This is a genomic window from Humibacillus xanthopallidus (genome assembly GCF_044793955.1).
Classification (GTDB): Bacteria; Actinomycetota; Actinomycetes; order Actinomycetales; family Dermatophilaceae; genus Humibacillus; species Humibacillus xanthopallidus_C.
The window spans coordinates 4,245,524-4,268,173 of sequence record NZ_CP084995.1 but is presented as its reverse complement, the minus strand read 5'-3'; the positions used below and the strand labels follow the sequence as shown (position 1 = coordinate 4,268,173).

20 protein-coding genes are annotated in these 22,650 nt (G+C 71.7%); 12 read left to right on the top strand and 8 right to left on the bottom strand.

The window, feature by feature from the left end; translation table 11 throughout:
• Nucleotides 1–82 precede the first annotated feature (82 nt).
• Nucleotides 83–2,125 (top strand): NAD(+) synthase, encoded by a 2,043-nt coding sequence (locus LG278_RS19280; RefSeq protein WP_404389223.1) that lies wholly within the window; start codon nucleotides 83–85, stop codon nucleotides 2,123–2,125.
• A 77-nt stretch (nucleotides 2,126–2,202) separates the two neighbouring features.
• Nucleotides 2,203–2,703 carry a GNAT family N-acetyltransferase gene (locus LG278_RS19275; protein WP_404389222.1) on the top strand — a complete coding sequence of 167 codons (501 nt, stop codon included), beginning with the start codon at nucleotides 2,203–2,205 and terminating at the stop codon, nucleotides 2,701–2,703.
• A 54-nt stretch (nucleotides 2,704–2,757) separates the two neighbouring features.
• Here the strand turns inward: LG278_RS19275 and LG278_RS19270 are convergent, their stop codons facing one another.
• Nucleotides 2,758–3,798, bottom strand: coding sequence for a zinc-dependent alcohol dehydrogenase family protein (locus LG278_RS19270; RefSeq protein WP_404393722.1), 1,041 nt, complete (start codon nucleotides 3,796–3,798; stop codon nucleotides 2,758–2,760).
• Between the two features lie 26 nt (nucleotides 3,799–3,824).
• Nucleotides 3,825–4,292 (bottom strand): Hsp20/alpha crystallin family protein, encoded by a 468-nt coding sequence (locus LG278_RS19265; protein ID WP_404389221.1) that lies wholly within the window; start codon nucleotides 4,290–4,292, stop codon nucleotides 3,825–3,827.
• Between the two features lie 127 nt (nucleotides 4,293–4,419).
• Between LG278_RS19265 and acsA the strand changes: the two genes are divergently transcribed.
• The 5 genes from acsA (at nucleotide 4,420) to LG278_RS19240 (ending at nucleotide 10,012) form a co-directional block, all read left to right on the top strand.
• Nucleotides 4,420–6,291 (top strand): acetate--CoA ligase, encoded by a 1,872-nt coding sequence (acsA, locus tag LG278_RS19260; RefSeq protein WP_404389220.1) that lies wholly within the window; start codon nucleotides 4,420–4,422, stop codon nucleotides 6,289–6,291.
• Nucleotides 6,288–7,328, top strand: coding sequence for a pyruvate dehydrogenase (acetyl-transferring) E1 component subunit alpha (gene pdhA, locus LG278_RS19255; RefSeq protein WP_404389219.1), 1,041 nt, complete (start codon nucleotides 6,288–6,290; stop codon nucleotides 7,326–7,328). Before acsA ends, pdhA begins: the two co-directional genes overlap by 4 nt.
• Nucleotides 7,329–7,405: 77 nt before the next feature.
• The gene (locus LG278_RS19250) at nucleotides 7,406–8,386 is read left to right on the top strand and encodes an alpha-ketoacid dehydrogenase subunit beta (protein ID WP_404393720.1); all 981 of its coding nucleotides are present in this window, start codon (nucleotides 7,406–7,408) and stop codon (nucleotides 8,384–8,386) included.
• On the top strand, nucleotides 8,379–9,728 hold the full coding sequence (locus LG278_RS19245; RefSeq protein ID WP_404389218.1) for a 2-oxo acid dehydrogenase subunit E2: 1,350 nt from the start codon (nucleotides 8,379–8,381) through the stop codon (nucleotides 9,726–9,728). Before LG278_RS19250 ends, LG278_RS19245 begins: the two co-directional genes overlap by 8 nt.
• A 5-nt stretch (nucleotides 9,729–9,733) precedes the next feature.
• The gene (locus LG278_RS19240; protein ID WP_404389217.1) at nucleotides 9,734–10,012 is read left to right on the top strand and encodes an acyl carrier protein; all 279 of its coding nucleotides are present in this window, start codon (nucleotides 9,734–9,736) and stop codon (nucleotides 10,010–10,012) included.
• 73 nt (nucleotides 10,013–10,085) lie between these two features.
• Here the strand turns inward: LG278_RS19240 and LG278_RS19235 are convergent, their stop codons facing one another.
• The 3 genes from LG278_RS19235 to LG278_RS19225 are packed head-to-tail and all read right to left on the bottom strand — an operon-like array spanning nucleotide 10,086 to nucleotide 13,099.
• A complete protein-coding gene (locus LG278_RS19235; RefSeq protein WP_404389216.1) occupies nucleotides 10,086–11,255 on the bottom strand; it encodes a bifunctional aspartate transaminase/aspartate 4-decarboxylase in 1,170 nt (389 codons plus the stop codon).
• Complete coding sequence (locus LG278_RS19230) at nucleotides 11,194–11,700, bottom strand: hypothetical protein (RefSeq protein WP_404389215.1); 507 nt, start codon at nucleotides 11,698–11,700, stop codon at nucleotides 11,194–11,196. Before LG278_RS19230 ends, LG278_RS19235 begins: the two co-directional genes overlap by 62 nt.
• A gap of 1 nt (nucleotide 11,701) precedes the next feature.
• Nucleotides 11,702–13,099, bottom strand: a complete 1,398-nt coding sequence (locus LG278_RS19225) for an alanine--tRNA ligase-related protein (protein ID WP_404389214.1) — start codon at nucleotides 13,097–13,099, stop codon at nucleotides 11,702–11,704.
• A gap of 231 nt (nucleotides 13,100–13,330) precedes the next feature.
• Here LG278_RS19225 and LG278_RS19220 point away from each other — a divergent pair, with 231 nt between their 5' ends.
• The 3 genes from LG278_RS19220 to LG278_RS19210 all read left to right on the top strand — a co-directional run bounded on the left by LG278_RS19220 (nucleotide 13,331) and on the right by LG278_RS19210 (nucleotide 15,575).
• Complete coding sequence (locus LG278_RS19220) at nucleotides 13,331–13,717, top strand: YciI family protein (protein ID WP_404389213.1); 387 nt, start codon at nucleotides 13,331–13,333, stop codon at nucleotides 13,715–13,717.
• Nucleotides 13,714–14,958, top strand: coding sequence for an RNA polymerase sigma factor (locus tag LG278_RS19215; protein WP_404389212.1), 1,245 nt, complete (start codon nucleotides 13,714–13,716; stop codon nucleotides 14,956–14,958). The genes LG278_RS19220 and LG278_RS19215 overlap by 4 nt, the downstream gene beginning before the upstream one ends.
• A 77-nt stretch (nucleotides 14,959–15,035) precedes the next feature.
• Nucleotides 15,036–15,575, top strand: coding sequence for a GNAT family N-acetyltransferase (locus LG278_RS19210; protein ID WP_404389211.1), 540 nt, complete (start codon nucleotides 15,036–15,038; stop codon nucleotides 15,573–15,575).
• A 150-nt stretch (nucleotides 15,576–15,725) separates the two neighbouring features.
• Here LG278_RS19210 and LG278_RS19205 read toward each other — a convergent pair whose 3' ends face one another.
• The 3 genes from LG278_RS19205 to LG278_RS19195 form a co-directional block, all read right to left on the bottom strand.
• The gene (locus LG278_RS19205; protein WP_404389210.1) at nucleotides 15,726–17,912 is read right to left on the bottom strand and encodes a DEAD/DEAH box helicase; all 2,187 of its coding nucleotides are present in this window, start codon (nucleotides 17,910–17,912) and stop codon (nucleotides 15,726–15,728) included.
• Between the two features lie 310 nt (nucleotides 17,913–18,222).
• Nucleotides 18,223–18,966, bottom strand: coding sequence for a VIT family protein (locus LG278_RS19200; RefSeq protein ID WP_404389209.1), 744 nt, complete (start codon nucleotides 18,964–18,966; stop codon nucleotides 18,223–18,225).
• Between the two features lie 65 nt (nucleotides 18,967–19,031).
• On the bottom strand, nucleotides 19,032–19,793 hold the full coding sequence (locus LG278_RS19195; RefSeq protein ID WP_404389208.1) for a hypothetical protein: 762 nt from the start codon (nucleotides 19,791–19,793) through the stop codon (nucleotides 19,032–19,034).
• 139 nt (nucleotides 19,794–19,932) lie between these two features.
• On the opposite strand from LG278_RS19195, the gene LG278_RS19190 reads away from it, so the two are divergent.
• A complete protein-coding gene (locus LG278_RS19190) occupies nucleotides 19,933–20,670 on the top strand; it encodes a response regulator transcription factor (RefSeq protein ID WP_404389207.1) in 738 nt (245 codons plus the stop codon).
• On the top strand, nucleotides 20,648–22,264 hold the full coding sequence (locus LG278_RS19185) for a sensor histidine kinase (RefSeq protein WP_404389206.1): 1,617 nt from the start codon (nucleotides 20,648–20,650) through the stop codon (nucleotides 22,262–22,264). The genes LG278_RS19190 and LG278_RS19185 overlap by 23 nt, the downstream gene beginning before the upstream one ends.
• The last annotated feature ends 386 nt before the right edge of the window (nucleotides 22,265–22,650 follow it).

Genomic DNA, 22,650 nt, shown 5'->3' with positions numbered 1-22,650 from the left:
GAATAGTAGTAAGAATTACCGGGTCGCGGGGCGCTCACGTGGCGAGTCTCCTGTCACACCGCTCGTGCGCTTGACTGTGGCCATGGACTTCTACAGCTCCTACGCCCAGGGCTTCGCGCGGGTCGCGGCCTGCACGCTGCCGGTCGCCCTCGCCGACCCGGAGCGCAACGCCGATGCGGTCATCGCCCAGGTGCGCGAGCTGCACGACGACGGCGTCGCGCTCGCGATCTTCCCCGAGCTCGGGCTGTCGGGGTATGCGATCGACGACCTCCTGCTGCAGGACCCCCTCCTCGACGCGGTCGACGACGCCATCGCGCGGGTCGCCGAGGCGACTGCCGGCCTGCGGCCCGTCGTCGTCGTCGGGGCGCCGCTCGAGCGGGGCTCGCGGCTCTACAACTGCGCGGTCGTCATCCACGACGGTGCCGTCATCGGGGTCGCGCCGAAGTCCTACCTGCCGACCTATCGCGAGTTCTACGAGCGGCGTCACTTCGCCCCCGGCGACGACCAGCGCGGGCAGACGATCGAGGTCGGCGGTGACCGGGTGCCCTTCGGCCCCGACCTGCTCTTCCGGGCCACCGACGTGCCCGGCTTCGTCGTGCACGTCGAGGTGTGCGAGGACATGTGGGTGCCGGTGCCGCCCAGCCACGAGGCGGCCCTCGCGGGTGCGACCGTGCTCGCCAACATCTCCGGCTCGCCCATCACCGTCGCGCGCGCCGAGGACCGCCACCTGCTGGCGCGCAGCGCGTCGGCGCGGTGCCTCGCCGCCTACCTCTATGCCGCCGCCGGAGAGGGCGAGAGCTCGACCGACCTGTCGTGGGACGGCATGACGATGGTCTACGAGAACGGCTCGCTGCTCGCCGAGAGCGAGCGCTTCCCTGAGGGGCCGCGCGCGTCGGTGACCGACATCGACCTCGACCTGCTGCGCCAGGAGCGCCAGAGGCAGGGCACGTTCGATGACAACCGGCGCACCCTCGCAGCCCGCACCGACGGCTTCCGCACCGTCGAGCTCGAGCTCGACCCGCCGACCGATGACATCGGCCTGCTCCGCAAGGTCGACCGCTTCCCCTTCGTGCCCGACGACGAGGCGCGCCTCGCCCTCGACTGCTACGAGGCCTACAACATCCAGGTCTCGGGCCTCGAGCAGAGGCTCAAGGCGATCGGTGCCCCCACGATCGTCATCGGCGTCAGCGGGGGCCTCGACAGCACGCACGCGCTCATCGTCGCCGCCAAGGCGATGGACCGGCTCGGCCGGCCGCGCAGCGACATCCTCGCGTTCACGATGCCGGGCTTCGCCACGAGCGACCACACCAAGAGCAACGCGATCGCCCTCATGGAGTCGCTCGACGTCACCTGGGAGGAGCTCGACATCCGCCCCGCGGCGACCCAGATGCTGCAGGCGATGGGCCACCCCTTCGGCCGCGGCGAGGAGGTCTACGACGTCACCTTCGAGAACGTCCAGGCCGGCATGCGCACCGACTATCTCTTCCGGATCGCCAACCAGCGTGGCGGCATCGTGCTCGGCACCGGTGACCTGTCGGAGCTCGCGCTCGGCTGGTGCACCTACGGCGTGGGCGACCAGATGAGCCACTACGGCGTCAACGCGGGCGTGCCCAAGACCCTCATGCAGCACCTCATCCGGTGGGTCGTCACCTCGGCCCAGTTCGAGGACCACGTCGGCGAGACCCTCACCTCGATCCTCGACACCGAAATCACGCCTGAGCTCGTGCCCGCCAAGGCGGGGGAGAAGCCGCAGAGCACCGAGGCCACGATCGGGCCCTACTCGCTGCAGGACTTCACGCTCTTCCACGTGCTGCGCCGCGGCTATCGGCCCTCCAAGATCGCCTTCCTCGCGTGGCACGCCTGGCGTGACAGCGAGGCAGGGGAGTGGCCCGCTGGCTACCCCGAGGCGGAGCGCGCGGCATACGACCTCGCGACGATCCGGCACTGGCTCGAGGTGTTCGTGCGGCGCTACTTCGCCAACCAGTTCAAGCGCTCCGCGCTGCCCAACGGGCCCAAGGTCGTCGCGGGCGGCTCGCTGTCGCCGCGCGGTGACTGGCGTATGCCGTCCGATGCAGCGGGTGCCGCGTGGCTCGACGAGCTCGACGCCAACGTGCCCGAGGCCTGAGCGATAGACGAAGCGACAGACGAAGCGACAGACGAAGCGACAGACGAAGCGACAGACGAAGCGACCGGGAGTCATCGATGGCAGAGCAGCTCGTGGTCCGCGACTACGTCGACGAGGACTGGCCGCAGGTGTGGCCGCTCATCGAGGAGGTGGTGCGCGCGGGCGACACCTTCCCCTACCCGACCGACCTCACCGAGGCCGAGGCACGGCCGCTCTGGCTCGAGAACGGGCCGGGCGGGCGCACGACCGTGGCGACGGAGGGCCAGCTCGTGCGCGGCACGGCGAAGATGGGCCGCAACCGGCCGGGCCCCGGCTCGCACGTGGCCACCGCGAGCTACATGGTCGCGGCCGAGGCGCGCGGACGGGGCGTCGGGCGCGCCCTCGTCGTCGAGTCGCTCGAGTGGGCGCGGGCGTCCGGCTTCGCCGCCATGCAGTTCAACGCGGTGGTCGCCACCAACACGAGTGCCGTGCGGCTCTACGAGGACCTTGGCTTCACGGTGATCGGCACGGTGCCCCGCGCCCACGAGCTGCCCTCCGGTGAGCGGGTCGGATTGCGCATCATGCACCTCGACCTCTGATCGAGAGAGCGATCCGCGCGGCCCATGTGCTCGCGCGGATCGCTCTCTCGATCGTCAGGCGGTGAGCACGACCTTGAGGGCGCGGGTCTGCGCCGCGTCGGCGAAGGTGTCGTAGGCCTGCATGAAGTCGCCGATGGCGAACCGGTGCGTCACGAAGCGGGCCAGGTCGATCTGGTGCGTCGCGAGCAGCCGGAGCAGCGTCGGCGTCGAGTACGTGTCGACGAGACCGGTCGTGATGGTGACGTTCTTGATCCAGAGCTCCTCCAGGTGCAGCGAGGCCGGGCCGCCGTGCACTCCCACGTTGGCGACCGTGCCACCCGGGCGGATCAGCTCGGTGCACTGCTCGAACGTCGGTGCCACCCCCACCGCCTCGATCGCGACGTCGGCGCCGAGGCCCTCGGTGAGACCTCGGACGATCGCGACGGCGTTCTCGCGGGAGGGGTTCACCGTGATGTCGGCCCCGAACTGCTTGGCCGCCTCGAGTCGGGCATCGGCCAGGTCGATGGCCACGACGTGCGCCGGACTGAAGAGCTTGGCACCCATGATGGCGGAGAGCCCGACCGGGCCGGCGCCCACCACCGCTACGACGTCACCGGGGGAGACCCGGCCGTTCAGCACACCGACCTCGTAGCCCGTGGGCCCGATGTCGGCGAGCATGAGTACTTCCTCATCAGTCACACCTGGGGGGACGGCATACGTCGACGTGTCCGCGAAGGGGACCCGGACGTACTCCGCCTGCGTGCCGTCGATCTTGTGGCCGAGGATCCAGCCGCCGCCACCGATGCACTGGCCGTAGCTGCCGTCACGGCAGTAGCGGCAGGCACCGCACGCGGTGATGCAGGAGACCAGGACCCGGTCGCCGACGGCGACGTTCTTGACGCCCGAGCCGACCTGCTCGACGGTGCCGACCGCCTCGTGCCCGAGGACGCGCCCGTCGGTCACGGCGGCGACGTCACCCTTGAGGATGTGCAGGTCGGTGCCGCAGATCGTGACGGTGTCGACCTTGACGATGGCGTCGGTGTCGGCCTGGAGGGCCGGCTTCGGCACCTCTTCCCAGGCCTTCTGCCCGGGGCCGTGATAGACGATGGCGTGCATCGTGGGCGTGTGGTCGGACATGGCGGTCAGCTGATCTCGACGTGCGTCGGCTTGGCCTCGGTGGCCTTGGGCATCGTGACGAGGAGCACGCCGTCGGAGAGCGATGCGGTGACGCCGGTCTCGTCGACGGGGACCGGGAGGATCGCCTCGTAGGTGAAGCTGCCCGACGTGCGCGTCGTGTGGCGCAGCGTGCCCTGGCCCTCCTTCTCGGTCGTCTTCGTGCCCCGGATGCTGAGCCGGCGGCCGGAGAAGGCGATGGTGATGTCCTTCTTGTCGACCCCGGGCACGTCGAGCTCGAGGGTGAAGGCCTCGTCGGACTCGCGCAGCTCCCCACCGGGCGAGAAGTCGCTTCCCGCCAGCGCCGGCGACCACATCTGCTCCATGAGGTCCTGCATGCGCGTGGCCCAGGGGGCCAGGTCGGCCCACGGTGACAGCTCTCCCCAGGGGGACCGGTCACGACGTTCGGTGGCCTTGCCGGGGGTGTTGGTGCTCATCGTTCCTCCTCGTTGGCGACGTGCCGTGACTCGTCGTCGGCACACCACCAGTGCACGCCGCACCGGTGCTGGGAAACAGGGCCATTGGTCCCTGCCCGGCCGGACCGCCGCGGGGCATCGTGGTCTCATGGCCGAGTTGGCAGTCCAGCGCGGCGTCGGCGACCGGCGCCCCATCGAGCACGTCCCGTCCCTCCCCCCGCTGCTCGGGGACTACGGGCACCGGCGGCGCACCTTCTCCTGGGAGGGCGCCCGGCACTGGCTGGGCGTCGACGGCGCCGGGCGCCTCAACATGGCCCACGAAGCCGTCGACCGGCACGCGTCAGGCCCCCTCGCCGACGTCGTCGCGATCCGCTTCCTTCAGAAGGACGGCCCCGCCTTCGAGCTGACCTACGCGGAGCTGCGGCTGCAGAGCGACCTCACCGCGGTCGCGCTGCGCCGTCTCGGGGTGCTGCCGCACGACGTCGTGTGCACGCTGCTGCCCCGCACCCCCGAGCTCTACCTCACCGTGCTCGGCACGCTCAAGGCGGGCGGCGTCTACTGTCCCCTCTTCCCGGCCTTCGGCCCCGAGCCGGTGCGAGAGCGCCTGACGCTGGGCCGCGCCCGCGTGCTCGTCACCGACACCCTCTCCTACACCCGCAAGGTGGCGCCCCACCGGTCCGAGCTGCCCGACCTCGAGCACGTCATCATCACCGACTCCGACGAGCGGGGGTGCCCCGTGGGGACGATGCCGTGGTCACGCCTGCTCATGGCCGGCGCGGCGGCATACCACCCGAAGGAGAACGTCGTGGCGCCGACGTGGCCCGACGACCCAGCGCTGCTGCACTTCACGAGCGGCACGACGGGCAAGCCCAAGGGGGCCGTCCACGTGCACGAGGCGATCCTCGCCCACCACGTCACGGCCGAGTTCGCGCTCGACCTGCGCCCGGGTGACGTCTACTGGTGCACGGCCGACCCCGGCTGGGTCACCGGCACGTCCTACGGCATCCTCGGCCCCCTGAGCTGTGGCGTCACGGTGGTCACCGACTCCGCCGACTTCGATGCGCGGCGGTGGTATCGGATCCTCCGGGACGAGGGCGTCACGGTCTTCTACACCGCGCCGACGGCGCTGCGGATGCTCATGCGAGCGGGCGCCGACCTCGCGCACGAGTTCACCTTCCCGGCGCTGCGGCACGTCGTCAGCGTCGGTGAGCCGCTCAACCCCGAGGCGGTCGTGTGGGGCGTCGAGGCCTTCGGGATGCCGGTGCACGACACGTGGTGGCAGACGGAGACCGGCGCCATCATGGTCAGCAACTTCCCCGGTATGCCGGTGCGCCCGGGCTCGATGGGACGCCCGGTCCCCGGGGTCGACGTCGCGGTGCTCGCCCAGGGGGCCGACGGCCGCGCCGAGGTGCGCGACGGGCACGTGCGGGTGCTCACCGACCCCGACGAGGTCGGCGAGCTGGCGCTGCGGCCCGGGTGGCCGTCGATGTTCCGCGCCTACCTCGATGACCCCGACCGTTATGCGCGTGCCTTCGCCGACGGGTGGTACCTCAGCGGAGACCTCGCCCGCATCGACGCCGATGGCTACGTGTGGTTCATCGGTCGCGCCGACGACGTCATCAAGTCGGCGGGCCACCTCATCGGGCCCTTCGAGGTCGAGAGCGCGCTGATGGAGCACCCGGCCGTCGCCGAGGTGGGCGTCATCGGCAAGCCGGACCCGCTGGCCGGTGAGATCGTCAAGGCCTTCGTCACGCTCAAGGTCGGGCACGAGCCGACTCCGGCGCTGGCCCGTGAGCTGATCTCCTTCGGCCGGCACCGGCTCGGCTCGGTCGCGCCCCGCGAGATCGCCTTCGACCAGGCGCTGCCGCACACCCGCAGCGGCAAGGTGATGCGGCGCCTGCTCAAGGCCCGCGAGCTCGGACTGCCCGAGGGCGACCTCTCCACGGTGGAGACCTCGCCCGGACAGCCCGCCATCGAGGGGGCGGGCGAGCGGACACCGACCCCGGAGGTGACGCCGTGAACAGGCGACTCTTCGTGGAGCTCTTCACCGGCCTGCTGCGCGAGATGATCCGGATCCGGCGCTTCGAGGAGAAGTGCGCCGAGCTCTACAGCGCGACGAAGATCCGCGGCTTCCTGCACCTCTGCATCGGTGAGGAGGCCATCGCCGTCGGCGTGGTCGGCGCCCTCGCTGAGGGCGATGCCGTCGTGTCGACCTACCGCGAGCACGGGCACGCCCTCGCCCGGGGCGTGCCGATGCCGTCGATCATGGCCGAGATGTTCGGCAAGGCGACGGGTTGCAGCGGTGGCCGCGGGGGGTCGATGCACCTCTTCGACGCCGGCCGGAGGTTCTACGGCGGCAACGCGATCGTCGCCGGCGGGCTGCCCGTCGCGGTCGGGCTCGCCCTGGCCGACCACCTGACGGCCGACCCTGCCGTCACCGTCTGCCTCTTCGGCGACGGCGCCTTCGCGGAGGGCGAGTTCCACGAGAGCGCCAACCTCGCGGCGCTCTGGCACCTGCCGGTCCTCCTCTGCTGCGAGAACAACCGCTACGCGATGGGCACCGCCCTGGCCCGGGAGCACGCGGCCACCGACCTCGCGATGCGCGCGGCGGCCTACGGGATGGTCGCCTGGACGGTCGACGGCATGGACGTCATCGCCGTGCGCGAGGCGACCGAGCGAGCCCTCGCCTACGTGCGCGACAGCGGGCAGCCGTGCTTCCTCGAGCTGCGCACCTACCGCTTCCGCGCGCACTCGATGTATGACCCTGATCGCTACCGCGACAAGGCCGAGATCGAGACGTGGAAGCAGTCCGACCCGATCCCGGCGCTGGCCGCGCGACTGGTCAGCCAACGGCTGATGACCGCCGAGGAGGTCGAGCGCTGGCGGGTGGGAGTCGAGGCCGAGATCGACGCCGAGATCGCGGCAGCCATCGAGGCCGCTGACAGCGCACCGCTGGAGCCGGTCGAGGACCTCCTGCGCTTCGTCACGACGGACGCGAAGGACTCGCCCGATGACGTGGCCACGCTGGATGCGGTGGTGGCCGGGAGGTCGACATGAGCGGACGCAGCGCGACCACGGTGCGCACGACGCAGCAGCCGACGTCGGCACCGACGTCGGCGACGGCCGACGCGCTGGTGACGACGACGTATCGGGAGGCGCTCCGCGAAGCCCATCGGGAAGCCCTGGCGCGGGACCCCCGGGTCTTCCTGATGGGCGAGGACGTCGGGCGCTACGGCGGGTCCTTCGCGGTGAGCCTCGGCCTGCTCGAGGAGTTCGGTGAGGAGCGCGTGCGCGACACCCCGCTCTCGGAGTCCGCCTTCACCGGCGCCGGCGTCGGCGCGGCCCTGCGCGGCCTGCGACCCATCGTCGAGATCATGACCGTCAACTTCAGCCTGCTCGCCCTCGACCAGATCATGAACAACGCCGCGACCCTGCGCCACATGTCAGGCGGTCAGCTCTCCGTGCCGCTCGTCATCCGCATGACGACGGGCGCCGGCCGGCAGCTCGCCGCGCAGCACTCGCACAGCCTCGAGGGGTGGTATGCGTCGATCCCCGGCATCCGGGTGATCGCCCCTGCCACCCTCGAGGACGCGCGCGGCATGCTCGCGCCGGCGCTCGAGGACCCCGACCCCGTCGTCATCTTCGAGCACGGCTCGCTCTACAACCTCTCGGGCACGTTGCCTGCCGAGCCCGTGCCGGTCGACATCGAGCACGCGGCCATCCGACGAGCGGGCACCGACGTCACCCTCATCTCGTATGCCGGTGGGCTGGGCAAGGCCCTGTCAGCGGCGGATCTGCTTGCGGCTGAGGGGATCTCGGCCGAGGTCATCGACCTGCGCGTGCTGCGCCCGCTCGATGACGTGACCATCATGGGCTCGGTCACCCGGACCCACCGCGTCGTCGTCGTCGACGAGGCTTGGCGCACGGGCAGTCTCGCTGCCGAGGTGTCGGCACGGATCGTCGAGCAGGCGTTCTACGAGCTCGACGCGCCCATCGAGCGGGTCTGTGCCGCAGAGGTGCCCGTGCCCTACGCCCATCACCTCGAGGAGGCGGCGCTGCCCCAGGTCGAGGACATCGCCGACGCGGCGAGACGGGCGGTGGGTGTGCATGGGTGAGTTCCGCATGCCCTCGCTCGGCGCTGACATGGAGCAGGGGATGCTCGTCGAGTGGCTCGTCAAGGTCGGTGACCAGGTGCGGCGAGGCGACATCATCGCTGTCGTCGAGACGCCGAAGTCGACGGTGGAGGTCGAGTGCTTCGAGACGGGCACGGTGACGCAGCTGCTCGTCGAGGAGGGCCAGACCGTGCCGGTCGGGGCGACCCTCGCCGTGCTCGGCGCGGACACCGGTGCGCCCGCCACGGGGGCACCTGTCGTGCCTCCTGCCGCTCCACCAGACGCTCCACATCCCCCGCCACCCGTCGCACATCCTGCCTCACCAGCGGCTGCCCGGCCGCCGCTCTCCCCGGTGCTGCGCCACCTCGCGCGGGAGCTGGGCGTCGACCCGACGACGCTGCACGGCACCGGCCGGGACGGCGCCCTCACGCGTCACGACGTCGAGCACGCCGCGGCCGCTCCTCCCTCGTCCGCGGCGTCACCGTCGTCGGCGGCGGTGCCCCGGGCGCGGGTCTCTCCGCTGGCGCGCCGTCTCGCCGCGGACGGGGGAGTCGACCTGGCCCTCCTGACCGGCACGGGGGCGGAGGGCTCGATCCGGGCGGATGACGTGCGCCGCGCCGGACGGCATACCCCGGTCGAGGTGAAGCCGGCGGCCCCGACGGCCGCGCCGCCACCGCCACCCGTGAGCGACATGAGGCGGAGTATCGCCGCGCTCATGACGGTGTCGAACCAGCAGATCCCGCACTACCACCTCAGCCTCACCGTCGACCTGTGGCGCAGCATGCAGTGGATGAAGGAGCGCAACCGCGAGCTGGAGATGTCGGAGCGGATCGTCCCCGCCGCGCTGCTCCTCGCCGCGACGGCGCGTGCGGCCAGGGCGGTGCCCGAGCTCAACGGGCACTGGATCGACGGTGCCTTCCGCCCGGCCGACCGTGTCGACCTCGGGCTCATCCTGTCGCTGCGGAGCGGAGGTCTGCTGGTGCCGGCCATCAGCGGCGCCGACGGTCTGACGGTCGAGGAGATGATGGCGCACATCAAGGTGCTGACTCGCCGCGCTCGCAGCGGGCGGCTGCGCGGGTCCGACCTCGTGCCACCGAGCATCACCGTGTCCAACCTCGGCGACCAGGGCGTCGACAGCGTCTTCGGCGTGATCTATCCGCCGCAGGTCGCCCTGGTCGGCTTCGGGGCCGTGGCGGAGCGGCCGTGGTCCGTCGACGGGCTGCTCGGAGTGCGGCCCCTCGTCACGGTGACGCTCGCGGGCGACCACCGGGCCACGGACGGCGCGACCGGATCGCGCCTGCTCAAGACCATCGACCGCCTGTTGCAGGCACCCGAGGAGCTGTGACCAGCATGAGCACCACACCGATCGGCGGCGTCTCGAGCCCGTGGCCGAGGGAGATCCTCGAGGCCACCCTCCGCGAGATCGTGCCGGACGCGAGCCTCGCCGGCCTGCCGGGCGACGCCGACCTGCGCGAGACCTTCGAGCTCGACTCCCTCGACTTCGTCGAGCTCGTCGAGCGGCTCGGCAAGCGAGCGGGCTTCCGCATCGAGGACGACGACGCCGACCAGCTGCGCACGGTCGACTCGGCCACGGCGTTCCTCCTGCGCGGTGCGAGCCGCACGGGCTGACCAGGCACCGGCGCAGCGTCCGCCGTGTCGGGCGTGTCCGTCGTGTCAGACGCGTCCGGGTGTCCTGGGCGGGTCAGGCGTCCGCACCCGGGCCGGGCAGGGCGTCCAGCACCGCGACGACGGCCTCGCCGAGGCTCCGCAGCTGGTCCGCGTCGAGCGAGGCGAGCGAGGCGCGCACGTCCCAGGCCTCGGAGTGGAACATGCTGCCGGCCTGCACGATGACCCCGTGCTCGGCGGCGAGTGCGAGCAGGACGTCCTCGGCCGACGCCGCGTCGACGAGCCACGTCGCGAAGCGGTCGCCCCGACGGGTCCGCGCGACCTCGACGAGGTCGACGAGCGCGTAGTACATGCTGTCCTGGCCGCCCGGCGGCTCGAGACCGAGCGGCTCGAAGAGGGCGTAGGACCGGCGGGCGAGCTCGGCTCGGGTGGCGTCGACGTAGTCGCGTCCCGAGGGCAGCAGGTAGGCGAGGGCGAAGAGCGCCATCTGCACCTGCTCGGTCGTCGAGAGGCCCGCGATGTTGTGCAGCGCGACCTCGCGGCTGTCGGCGACCACCCGCGCCATGAAGGGCAGGTCGCGCGCCGTCGAGGTCATCGAGGAGTAGCGCTCGTCGTGCAGCGCGCGGACCTGCTCGGGCTGGGCAGCGATGACCTCGTCGACGACGGTGTCGGCCGCCATCGCCACGAAGCCGAGGCGGTTGCCGGTGGCACCGAAGTTCTTCGATAAGGAGTGGATGAGGATCGTGTGCCGCGGCAGCACCGAGAAGATGCCCCGGAAGCCGTCGATGAAGGTGGCGTAGGCGGTGTCGGCCACGATGACGAGGTCGGGCCGCTCCGTCAGGACGAAGTCACGCAGCTGGAGCAGCTTCTCGGGGCGGATGGCCCGGGTGTCGGGGTTGCCGGGGTTGATGACGAAGAAGACCTTGATGCTCGGGTCGCGCAGGCGATCGAGGAATCCGTCGTCGAAGCGGTGGTCGGTGTTGTGGGCCGAAGGGATCTCGACGACGCGCACCCCGAAGTCCGCCAGCACGGGGATCTGGAGATACGGGGTGAAGACCGGCGTGGCGATGGCGACGGCGTCGTCAGGCCCGATGACGAGGTTCTCGCGCAGGGACCGGAAGGTGTAGGCCATGGCGGCCGCGCCACCCTCGGTGGCGAAGACCTGATGGGTGCCTGCCGGGGCATCAGGCGCCCCGGTTACCTGCACGAGGTAGCGCTCGAGCACCCGCTCGAGATGGGTCAGCATCCGGGTCGGCGGGGTAGCCGGCGCCCAGCACGGCGCGCACGAGCTCGTGGACGAAGGCGTCAGCCTCGAAGCCCAGTTCGGAGACGGCATACGCCAGCGCGTCGGCCAGGAAGGCGGCACCCTCGGAGCCGTCGGCGATGAGCGTCTGGACGAGGCGGCCGTGGAGCCCCTCCGGCGGCGGGAGCTCGCCCCACCGGTCGTGGCTGCTGAGGCGCCCCGACTCCTCGACGGCGAAGGCGCCCAGCCGGAAGAAGCCGGCCCGGGGCAGCGTCGCGGTCCAGTTCGGCTGGCCGCGCCCGGCGTCGAGCAGCGGTCGCCCCGACGCCCGGGCAGCCGCCACGACCCTCGCCTGGAGCTCCGAGCTGCCGGCGAGCCCGGGCTGCTGGGCGACGACCCCGGCGGGCTCCGTCTCGTCGGTGGACCCGGGGGTCGGGATGGGCGGCATGTCAGACGTGCAGGCTCGTCGCCTGCTGCGAGCGGGCGCGTTGGGCGGCCATGTGCTCGTCGAACTCCGCCTGCCAGTTCTCGCTCACGGCGATGCCGCTCCTGCGGGCGTCCTCGGTCGAGAGCTCCACCGGGAAGCCGAACGTGTCGTAGAGGACGAAGAGCTCGGCGCCCGTGACACCCGTGCGGCGATAGCCGCCCAGCTGCTTGAGGCCCTTGCGCAGGGTGCGCCGGAAGGCCTGCTCCTCCTTGGCCAGCACCGCGACGACGAAGTCGGTGTGCTCCTTCACCTCGGGGTAGTGGGCGTCGTAGATGCCGGCGACGGTGGGAATGATCTGCGGGAAGAAGTTCTCCTGCAGCCCGAGGTCGAAGGCGAAGCGGACGGCCCGTCGGATGAGTCGCCGCATGACGTAGCCCTGAGCCTTGTTGCTCGGGCGCACCCCGTCGATGGCGAGGAACGTCGCGCCGCGCAGATGGTCGGCGATGACCCGCATGGCGTGGGTGTCGTCCTCGTAGGTCCGGCCCGACAGCTCCTCGAGCCGCTCGACGATCGGCCACAGCAGCGCGATGCGGAAGACGTCGGAGGTGTCGAGGGCAGCGGCCGCGATGCGGGCCAGGCCCCCGCCGTAGTCGACGTTGCGGCGCGGGAGCGGCTCGAAGCCGGTCTCGGTGCGGCGGTACTCCATGAAGACCGAGTTGCCGAGCTCGATGAAGCGGCCGCAGTCGCAGTTCTGGTGGCAGTGGGCGCCGTAGGCGGGGTCGTGCTCGATGTGGGGGAAGAGGTAGAAGACCTCGGTGTCGGGCCCCCCGGGCTCGCCGACCGGCATCTCCTCGGCCTTGCCTCCGCGGCACCACCAGTTCTTCTTGCCGTAGAAGGCGATGCGCGCGCCACCGGTGCCGACCTGCGCAGCGTGCTCCTCGGTGTCGACCTCGACCTGGTCGGCGACGATGCCGGCCTCGGCGAAGAGCCCGGTCCAGATCGCGGCCGACTCCTCGTCCTTCGGTATGCCGTTGGCCGGGTCGCCGATGAAGCAGGAGACGTGGATCCGGGCGGGGTCGAGGCCCACCTTGTCGGTGAGGAAGGTCCAGAACTGCGGGATCTGCTCATCCTTGAAGTAGTCGCCGAGGCTCCAGTTGCCGAGCATCTCGAAGAAGGTCGTGTGCCGGTTGTCGCCGACCTCCTCGATGTCCTGCACGCGCAGGCACGTCTGGCTGTCGGCCAGGCGGGTGCCGGCGGGGTGCTCGGACCCGAGGAGGAAGGGGAGCAGCGGCTGCATGCCGCTGCCGGTGAAGAGCGTGGTCGGGTCGTCCTTCGGGATGAGCGGAGCCCGCGGGATGATGACGTGGCCCTGCTCGGTCATGTAGTCCAGGAACGCCCCCCGGATCGCATCTGCATCCATGGCCCAAGTCGACACCACCCCGGCGGCTCCGTCCAGCCAGGGTCCCCGCGCGTGGCCGGTGTCGTATCTCGGCGCAGTCGTTCGTGGAGTCGGTGAGCGGAGGTCATCGGGGCCGACGCACACGAGGAGCCGACACCGGCCCACCCAGCGACGAGGAGAGATCACGATGACCGACCTGACCAGTGCGGATGCAACCCGCATCCGGATCGTCCCCGAGGAGAGGTGAGCACGATGCCCCGCTATCTGCTGTCGGTCTTCGGACCGGCCGAGCCCACCGAGTTCGGCGCCTACCCCTCACGCGAGGCCATGCTCCAGGCGTTCGCCGACACCGGCGACTTCAACGACCGCCTCCGGGAGCAGGGCCACCTCGTCTTCGCCGACGGACTCGAGCCCGCGACCACGGCGACCACCGTCGACGGCCAGGGCGAGAGGCCGGTCCTCACCGACGGGCCCTACCTGGAGACGAAGGAGCACCTCGGTGGCTTCTGGGTCATCGAGGCGGACGACCTCGACGTGGCGCTCGCCCTGGCGGCTGAGGGATCCAAGGCGTGCCGCGGCGTGGTGGAGGTGCGTCCCTTCCACACCGGGGAGTCCATCGAAGCCATGCTGGAGCCGTGACCGGTCCGACCGTCGAGGAGGCGATCACGCGTGTCCACCACGAGGAGTGGGCGCGGGTGGTCGCCGGCCTCGCGCGCCGCTTCGGTGACATCGACACCGCCGAGGAGGCCGCGGCCGAGGCGTTCGCCGCCGCCTCGGAGCGGTGGCCGCGCGACGGGCTGCCGCCCAACCCCGGCGGCTGGCTCGTCACGACCGCGACCCGCAAGGCGATCGACCGGCTGCGCCGCGAGTCCCAGCGCGACGCCAAGCACCAGTCGGCGCTGATGCTGCACGACGACACCGCTCCCGAGCCGACGGGTCCGGTCGAGGACGACCGGCTCCGTCTCGTCTTCACCTGCTGCCACCCCGCGCTGGCGATGGAGGCTCGGACGGCGCTCACCCTGCGCCTGCTCGGCGGCCTCACCGTCGCCGAGATCGCCCGGGCCTTCCTCGTGCAGGAGGCCACGATGGCGCGGCGGATCACCCGCGCCAAGGCCAAGATCAAGGCAGCCCACATCCCCTACCGGGTGCCGTCGGACGCTGACGTCCGCGACCGGCTCTCCGGCGTGCTCGCCGTGGTCTACCTCGTCTTCAACGAGGGCTACCTCGCCGGTGCGGGTGAGGACCCGGTGCGCGCCGACCTCACCGACGAGGCGATCCGCCTCGGCCGCCTGCTCCGAGACCTCGTGCCCGACGACGGCGAGGTGGCCGGCCTGCTGGCGCTCATGCTCCTCATCGACGCGCGCCGGTCGGCGCGTGTGTCACGCACCGGCGAGCTGGTCACCCTCGACGAGCAGGACCGCGGCGCCTGGGACCGGGCTTTGATCGCCGAGGGCAGGGCCCTGCTGCGCGAGCGGGTCGAGGTGGTGGCGGCTGGTGGGGAGCGGCCCGGGCGCTACCAGCTGTTGGCCGCGATCAACGCGGTCCACACCGACGCGCCGTCCTCCCGAGACACCGACTGGTCGACGATCGTGGCCCTCTACGGCCGGCTGTCAGTGCTCGACCCCTCCCCGGTCGTGTGGCTCAACCGGGCCGTCGCGGTCGCCGAGGTCGACGGCCCCGCGGTCGGGCTGGCCGAGGTCGACCGGCTCGGCGAGGCCCTCGACGGCTACCACGCCTTCCACGTCGCGCGGGCCGACCTGCTGCGACGTCTCGGGCGCAGCAGCGAGTCCCGGGCCGCCTACGACCGGGCCATCGGCCTGGCCGGCAACGCGGCGGAGCGGGCCTATCTCACCCGGCGCCGCGACCAGCTCGCGGGCTGACCGACCCTCGGGGCCCCTGCCGATCCAGCCGGGCCACGCGGCATACCGGCAGCGTTGGCCGTGAAAGGGTCGGGGCCATGGCAGGTGGATCAGCTCCGGACCGCGAGGTCGTGCTCGAGACCGATCGCCTCCTGCTCAGACCGTGGCGCGTCGCGGAGGCAGCCGTCCAGCGTGAGCTCTGGACCGAGCGCGATCCGCGGGTGCCGCCGCACCGCCGCATCGACGAGGAGGGTCGGCCCACGGTCGCGGACCTCGAGGAGTCGATCCGCAGCAGCGAGCCGCCGTCGTCGACCGGTCTGCTGGCCGTCGAGCGCAAGGCGACGCTGGACGTCATCGGCTACTGCGGGCTCGTCGACAGCGGGCGAGGTGCGGCCGGGAAGCCGGAGCTGGCGTTCGAGCTGCTCCGACGCGTCTGGGGCCGGGGCTACGCGACGGAGGCCTCCCTGGCAGTGCTCGACTGGGCGCGGGCGTCGGGCCACGAACGTCTGTGGGCGACGGTCTGGGAGTGGAACACCGCCTCTCGCCGCGTGCTGGCCAAGGTCGGCTTCACCGAGACCGGGCACACGGAGGTGGACCCGGTCCACGGGACCACCCTGATGACGATGTGCCGCCTCTGACCGCGCGGTCGGAGGCGGCGCACCCGAGGCGGCGCACCCGAGGCGGCGCATCGGAGCCGGCTCATCGGAGCCGGCGGTCGCATGAGAAGCGGTCGGATTGCTCTTTCGATTGCCTTGGGGTTGTTCTGTCGATCGGCCACGTGAGCGCGGTCAGACGGGCGTGCCCTCCAGCGCCTGGCGCAGCAGCTGCACGAGCGCCTCGAGCTGGAGGGTGTCGCCCGCGGCGATGTCGACGTCGCTGCCGTCGAGTGCACGTGCGGCCAGGCCCTGCTTGGCGTCGATGAGCTCGGCGATCTTGGAGTCGATCGTGCTCGCGGCGAGGATCCGCCACGCGGTGACCGGCTCGTCCTGGCCGATGCGGTGCACGCGGTCGATGGCCTGCCCCTGCTCGGCTGCGGTCCACGACAGCTCCGCGAGCACGACGTTGGACGCCGCGTGCAGGTTGAGGCCGACGCCGGCTGCAGTCAGCGAGCAGACGGCCACCGCCACCTCGGGGTCCTTCTGGAAGGCGTCGATGGCGTGCTGGCGTTGCGTAGAGGTCTGCTCACCACGCACCGACACCGTGCGCAGCCCCGCCTCGGCGAGCACCCGCTCGGCGGTGTCCATGACGTCGATGTGCTTGGCGAAGAAGACGACCTTGCCGACGGAGTGCGACAGCTGCGCCGCGTAGTCGGCGGCGAGGGTCGCCTTGGCCTGGCCGATCTTGCGCACGAGGGTGAAGACGTTCTCGGTGTTCTTCTGCCCCGTGGCGGCCTTGAGCTCGGCGGCGGCGACGCGACGCATCAGCGCCTCGTCGGGCTCGAACGCGAGCTCGGGACCGCTGACGGTGACGCCGCGCTCCTCACTCAGCAGGGCGGCATACCGCTTGGCGAGACGGTCGCCGACGGCCCGCTCGGCCTTGCGGATCGACTGGCCGAGGGCGTCGTCGAGCTCGACGGTGATGTCGGCGATGCGCTTCTCGGGCAGGTCGCTCGCGACGTCGACCTTGCGGCGGCGCACGATGCCCATGTCAATGACGGCGCGGCGGGCCTCGGGATAGAAGCCCCGGTCGGCCGGAGAGTAGCCCGTCTCGTCGAGGCGACGGACGATCTCGGCGACCGGCTTGCCGCCCTTGATCCAGCCGAGAAAGCGCCAGATGGCGTCGAAGTCCTTGACGTCGTTGATGAGCGGCGTGCCGGTGAGGGCAAGGAGCAGGGGGTCGCCACCCGGTGTCGTCGCCCGGAGCCGGTCGGCGAGGGCGAGCACCTGCTGCGAGCGCTGCGAGGAGAGGTTCTTGATGAAGTGCGCCTCGTCGACCACCATCGAGCGGAAGCCGAAGGACGACAGCCACGCGAAGTGCCGGTCGAGGATCTCGTAGTTGACGACGAAGACGTCGGCGAAGGCGTCGACGTCCTTGCCGTCGCCGTGGATGACGCTGACCTTGCGCTGGGGCGTCCACAGCTCGACCTCGCGGGCCCAGTTGATCTTCACGACGTTGGGCACGACGGCCAGCATCGGGTAGGCGTTCGCGACCGAGGCGGCCAGCACCGACTGGGCCGTCTTGCCGAGGCCGGGCTCGTCGGCGAGCAGGAAGGTGCGGTGGCCCTCCTGCACGCTCTGGAGGAAGCGCGACTGGTGCACCATGAGGTGCTGGCCCACGGGGGAGAAGCGGTCGATGAGGGGAGTCGGGGGCAGCTCCATCGACGCCGCGTCGCCGCCGGCGCCGAGCTCGAACGCGCGGTAGAGCGGGCCGAGCAGCTCCCAGCCGGCGAGGCGGCTCGGCAGGTAGTCGTGCGCCGGTCGCGGGGTCAGGTCGGGCACGAGGAAGGGGTTGGCGAGGGCACGCGCCGGCACCGACTGCGGCATGACCTGTTTGGCCGCGAGCTGCGGGGGCACGAGGGGCGCGGGGGGCGGGGGCGCGGCCGCGACGAGGTCCTCCTCGCCGAGCTCGGCGCCCGACTCGAGCAGCCAGTCGCGGCGCAGCTGCTGGGCGGCCGCGCCGGGTCGGGCGTCGACGTCGAGCAGCGGCAGCAGGCTGGTGTCGCGGGCGGCGATCTGGGCGAGGATCGTCGCGATGCCGTCGAGCCGCTTGAGCAGCTCGGCGCGGGTGGCCCCCGTCAGGGCGGCGTCGTCGCGGACCCGTGATCGCTCCGCGCGCATGAGCAGGGCGATGACCTGGAACTTCGTCCGGTTGGTCGGGCTCGCCTTGCCCTTGGAGGTGATCCGCGCCTCGATCTCGCGCACGCGGCGCGCGAGCACGGGGATGAGCGGCGCCGGGTCGTCGCGGCGGTTCTGGGCACGTCGCGCCCCGGTGTCGCTCGAGCCGTCGGATGAGCGACGGCGCACTCGCGCTGGCATGTTCCTCCTGGTCATGCAGGTGACGCTCGTCCGCCCACCTGCCGGTGGTCGTGCGTGGGCGGTCGTCACCAGGTCCATGGCACGCAGGTCAACCCTGGACGTGCCGTTGTCCCGCTCCCGTGTGGAGGCCGAGGTCTCGACCTGCGCGTCCGGTGTGGAGCGCTCGCCCGTTGGGGAGGCTGCTCCTGCGGCTCGTGGCGCCAGCTGGCACCGGGACCCCTCGACTCTACATGCCGATGCCGTATGCCGGGTGCTTGCGGCCCGATGCGCCGCCGGCTTCCGCGACGGCGGGCGGACGGACCAGGAGGGATCAACCCAGGCTGACGCCGGCGACGACACCGATGAGGTAGGTGACGCCCATGGCGACGAGGCCACCGGCGACGTTGCGGGCGACGGCGCGCGGCACCGGGCTGCGGCCCAACCGGGCGCTGACCCAGCCGGTCAGCACGAGCGCGGCAGCGACGCTGGCCACGGTGACCCAGACCCGCATCGACTCCGGCGAGAAGCTGATGGTCAGCAGGGGGAGCAGGGCCCCGACGACGAAGGCGAGCATCGAGGCGCCCGCGGCCTGCCACGGACTCGTCAGGTCGGCCGGGTCGATGCCGAGCTCTGCCTCGGCGTGCGCCTTGAGGGCGTCGTGCTCCGTGAGCTCGACGGCCACCTGCTCGGCGACCGCGCGGCTCATCCCCTTGGCCTCGTAGAGCTGGGTCAGCTCCTCGAGCTCGCCGTCGGGGTCCTCGTGCAGCTCACGCTTCTCGAGGTGGATGAGGGCCCGCTCGGAGTCACGCTGCGTGCTGACGGAGACGTACTCCCCTGCAGCCATCGACATCGCGCCGGCCGAGAGGGCGGCGATGCCCGAGAGGATGATGGCGCCGCGGTCGTTGGTCGCCCCCGCGAAGCCGACGACGACGCCGGCCGTCGAGACGATGCCGTCGTTGGCGCCGAGCACACCCGCCCGAAGCCAGTTGAGGCGCGACCCGACGTTCGCGTCGTGCGGCTCGTCGGTCTGGTGCTCGCCCGGGGTCACGAGGCCCGCGGGCTGGTCTGCCGTCATGCTCCGATCGTGGCACCGCGCTCGGCGGGTGTCACCACAGGACAGCCTTGCCTCAGGTGGTGCGTTCAGGTGGTGCGGGTCGCACCGGTCTGGGTGCCGGCGTCGTCCTGGCTCTGGTCGTCCTGCCCGAAGGGGCTGGGCTGACCGGAGCCGAGCTGGCCCTGCTCGTCGAGCAGCTGCAGCAGCTCGTCGGGACTCAGCTGGAGCAGCTGGTCGGCGTCGAGGCGGGTGAGACCACCGCCCGAGCCGGTGTCGGAGCCGGTGTCGGAGCCGTTGTCATCGCCGGAGCCGGGGAGGCCGGGGAGCTGGCTCCCGTCCTGCTGGCCCTGCTGGTTGGGGGCCACCTGCTGCCCCTGCCCCAGCTGACCCTGAGGGCCCTGACCGCCGGGGAACGGGAAGGTGCGGCCCTGGCCGGGTCCGCCGAAGCGTCCGGTCTCGGCGGTGCTGCCCGCGGGGATCGCGGCCGCAGCGGCGATGGCTCCGGCTGAGGTCAGCACCAGGGCGAGGCCAGCGGTGACCGCGGTCTTCTTCGCAGACCACCGCGGTGTGCGCGTGGGCACGGGCGCAGCCTCGGCCACGGCGGGCGCAGCCTCCGACACCGCGGGGGTGGACTCGGGCGCGGAAGCCGGCCCGGCGGCATACGCGTAAGGGGCGGCCGGGGGCACGATCGGCGTGCGGGCGGTCGGCGTCGACGGGAGCACCTGCGTCTCGTCGGGTGTGGTGCTGGATGGCGGGGGCGGCACCGGCGCGCCGGTCGAGGTCGGGTCGAACTGTGGCAGGCGCGGCTCCGGGCGCTCCGGCTGCGTGGGGATGGAGTCGTTGCTCATGACGCCACGGTCGATCCGCAACCTGTGCCGGCACTGTGGTGCAGCCGTCGGCGTGCTGGGACTTGGTGGACAGCAGGTCCACAGAATTCGCACAGGCAGGTGCTGGCGGTCGCACAGTGCTCACAGGTTCACTGGACCCATGAGCGAGAAGACCCAGGCCGCCGCAGCCCGACTCCAGCGACTCGACGGCTCGCCGGTGCGCGTGCTCGTCGTCGACGACGAGCCCAACCTCACCGAGCTGCTCGGCATGGCCCTGCGCTACGAGGGGTGGGAGGTCCGGGCCGCCGGCACCGGCATGGAGGCCGTGCGCGCCGCCCGCGAGTTCGACCCCGACGCCGTGGTGCTCGACATGATGCTGCCCGACTTCGACGGCCTCGAGGTGCTGCGCCGCATGCGCGCCGACAACGCCAACGTGCCCGTTCTCTTTCTCACCGCCAAGGACGCCGTCGAGGACCGGGTCTCCGGGCTCACCGCCGGTGGTGACGACTACGTGACCAAGCCGTTCTCCCTCGAGGAGGTCGTCGCCCGCGTGCGTGCCCTCATGCGCCGCACCACGGTGGCCGTCTCGTCGAGCGACTCGATGCTCGTCGTCGGCGACCTCACCCTCGACGAGGACAGCCACGAGGTGCGACGCGGCGATGACGAGATCCACCTCACCGCAACCGAGTTCGAGCTCCTGCGCTACCTCATGCGCAACCCGCGCCGCGTGCTCTCCAAGGCCCAGATCCTCGACCGCGTCTGGAACTACGACTTCGGGGGCCAGGCCAACGTCGTCGAGCTCTACATCTCCTACCTGCGCAAGAAGATCGACGCCGGCCGTGAGCCGATGATCCACACCATGCGAGGGGCGGGGTATGTCCTCAAGCCCGCCGCCTGAGGTCACCTTCCGCGACGCCGGTCCCGCGGACGACCCGACACCGGAGGACCTGCCCGACGGTGCCGGTGCACGCACTCCTGACGCGCTCTCCGAGCCGGCGAGGCCGCGACCCGGCCTGCGGCAGCGGCTGGCCGGGGCTCAGGACAAGGTGCGGCCGTGGTCGGCGTGGACGCTGCGCGCCAAGCTCGTCGCCTCGATGCTCGCCCTCTTCACCCTCGTGAGCATGATGACGGCCGTCTTCACGATCACCGCGCTCAACTCGCACCTCACCACCCAGGTGGACGGTCAGCTGCAGGCCTCGCTGCGTCCGGACCGCACCGGTGGGCCGGGATCCACCGACGACGGCGACGGGCCGCGTGGCCCCGGCACCGACCGCATCGTCGTGCAGATCACGCCCGACCGGTCGGTCGGCTACGTCGAGTCGAGCGACGACCCCGAGCCCCTGACGCCGGCAGAGATCGCCTCGATCCAGAGTGCCGGCATCCGCCCCGACGAGGGCACCACTATCGACCTCGGTGGCACGCTCGGCCGCTACCGCATGATGTCCAAGAGCGTCACGTTCTATGACCGTGCCACCCAGACGGCCACGCCCGGCACACTCGTCGTGGGCCTGTCGACCGACCCGACCGACGCGACGATCGGTCGCCTCGTCATCATCGCCATCTCCGGCGTCGGCCTCGGACTCGTGCTCGTCTCGGTGCTGGGCACGTGGATCGTGCGGCGCAACCTCGAGCCGCTCCAGCGCGTCGCTGACACGGCCACTCGCGTCTCGCAGATGCCGCTGTCGACCGGCAAGGTCGCACTCGCCGAGCGGGTCGACCCCGCTGACACCGACACCCGCACCGAGGTCGGGCAGGTGGGGGCCGCCCTCAACGAGATGCTCGACCACGTCGACGAGGCACTCAACTCCCGTCACCAGAGCGAGCAGCGGGTGCGCCAGTTCGTCGCCGATGCCTCGCACGAGCTGCGCACGCCGCTCGCCTCCATCAAGGGCTACGCCGAGCTCTCCCGTCGTGAGCCCGAGGAGGTGCCGACGTCGGTCACCCACGCGATGGGTCGCATCGAGTCGGAGGCCAACCGGATGAGCTCGCTCGTGGAGGACCTCCTGCTCCTCGCCCGGCTCGACGCCGGCCGGCCCCTCGAGCAGAAGCCCGTCGACCTGTCGATGATCGTCATCAACGCAGTCAGCGACGCGCACGCTGCATCGTCCGACCACGTGTGGGACCTCGACCTGCCGCCAGAGCCGATCGAGGTCACCGGCGACACCGCGCGCCTGCACCAGGTCGTCGTCAACCTGCTCGCCAACGCTCGCACCCACACGCCTGCTGGCACTCGCGTCACGACGTCGATCCGACGAGATGCTGACTGGGTGCGCCTCACGGTCCACGACAACGGGCCGGGTGTGCCAGTTGCCCTGCAGCCCAACGTCTTCGAGCGCTTCGCCCGTGGTGACGACGCCCGCAACAGGGTGGGTGGCAGCACGGGGCTCGGGCTGTCGATCGTGGCCGCGGTGGCCAAGGCCCTCGACGGGCGCGTCGAGCTCGCGAGCCGCCCCGGCGACACCACCTTCTCGGTGCTGCTCCCCGCGGCCTGACCGTCAACCCAGCGCCAAAGGCGTTGTGGGGCAGCCGACTCGGTGCAAGCCGGTGACCTCTCCCAGATCCGCGCGACGTGATGTTGCCGACACAGGGGCCGCGTCGATAAGGGTCAGGCCGGTCGCACGCCGGGAATATCGTGAAGGGAGAGCAGGGCATCGCCAGCCATGGCGCCTGAGCCGCGGACTCCCCGGCGAGGTCCCACTCGCGATTCGCCGTGAGGGGGTGATCGCGATCAAGGAGCTGGAGTACGACGAGTTCGAGGTGCTGCTCGAACGCAGCGGCGACGGCTACACCGTGCGCGTCGTCGACTCGCCCACCGGCCCGGTCCCCGCCCTCCCCTTCGTGCCGCCGGAGCCGCTCGGCGGGCTGCCGGCGCTGCGAC